2 protein-coding genes are annotated in these 1,291 nt (G+C 63.2%); both read left to right on the top strand.

The window, feature by feature from the left end; all coding sequences use genetic code 11:
- On the top strand, positions 1-685 hold a 685-nt coding region (locus tag EN969_RS31500), incomplete at its 5' end, for an extracellular solute-binding protein (protein WP_127419755.1).
- A gap of 123 nt (positions 686-808) precedes the next feature.
- A partial coding sequence (locus EN969_RS31495; RefSeq protein WP_164758687.1) for a sugar ABC transporter permease occupies positions 809-1,291 on the top strand: 483 nt, incomplete at its 3' end.

Here is a 1,291-nt window from a genome sequence, read left to right as displayed (position 1 = left end):
CTGGAAGCCGCAGTTCGATCAGCCGGAATGGAAGAACACGTTGCAGTTCTATGTCGACCTGATGAAGGCCGACGGCCCCGAGGGGGCTTCCTCCAACGGCTTCAACGAAAACCTGGCGCTGTTCCAGCAGGGCAAATGCGGCATGTGGATCGACGCCACGGTCGCCGCGTCCTTCGTTTCGGACCCGAAGAACTCGACCGTCGCCGATAAGGTCGGCTATGCGCTGGCGCCCGACAATGGCCTGGGCAAGCGCGGCAACTGGCTGTGGGCCTGGTCGCTGGCCATCCCCGCCGGCACGCAGAAAGCGGATGCCGCCGAGAAGTTCGTCTCCTGGGCGACCAGCAAGCACTATGCGGAGCTCGTCGCTTCGAAGGAAGGCTGGGCCAACGTTCCTCCGGGCACGCGCTCCTCGCTCTACGCCAATGCCGAGTACCAGAAGGCCGCTCCGTTCGCCAAGATGACGCTGGACTCCATCAACGCCGCCGATCCGACGCATCCGACGGTCAAGCCGGTGCCCTATGTCGGCGTCCAGTTCGTCGCCATCCCTGAGTTCCAGGGCCTTGGCACCACGGTCGGCCAGCTCTTCTCGGCGGCGCTTGCCGGCCAGTCGAGCGTCGACGACGCGCTGAAGCAGGCCCAGGACGCTGCCACCGCGGCAATGACCGAGGGCGGATACATCAAGTAAGGCTCCTCCCGGTGCCGACTGCCGGTCGCCTCCTTGACCGGCAACGGCCGCCCGAGTTCCCAGTTCGGGCGGCCGCCTTTAACGCCTTTGAAAATTCCGTCTGACCAGTGAAGGGTGACCGTCATGGCTACTCAGCAGACCCGTTCGCTTGCCCGTTTCATGATGGCGCCATCCGTGGTGCTGCTGTTCGTCTGGATGATCGTGCCGCTGGTCATCACCATCTGGTTCTCCTTCCAGCAGTACAACCCGCTCAATCCGATCCGCGACGGCTTCGTCGGCTTCTCGAATTACGCGCTGTTCTATTCCAACCCGGCCTTCCTGCAGTCGATCCTCAACACGCTCACCTTGGTGGTCAGCGTGCTCCTGATCACGGTGATCGGCGGTATCCTTCTGGCGCTGCTGATCGACCAGCCGATGTGGGGCCAGGGCATCGTGCGCATCCTCGTCATCTCGCCGTTCTTCGTCATGCCGCCGGTGGCCGCATTGGTCTGGAAGAACATGATCATGCACCCGCCATACGGGGTGTTCGCCGACATAGCCCGCTTCTTCGGGGCCCAGCCGATCGACTGGTTCGGGCAACATCCGATGCTGGCGATCATCATCATC

It is taken from the genome of Mesorhizobium sp. M7A.F.Ca.CA.003.01.2.1 (assembly GCF_003998945.1).
In the GTDB taxonomy this organism is placed as follows: domain Bacteria; phylum Pseudomonadota; class Alphaproteobacteria; order Rhizobiales; family Rhizobiaceae; genus Mesorhizobium; species Mesorhizobium ciceri.
Note: the sequence above shows the minus strand (reverse complement) of the source record. Positions and strands in the feature narration are given on the sequence as shown.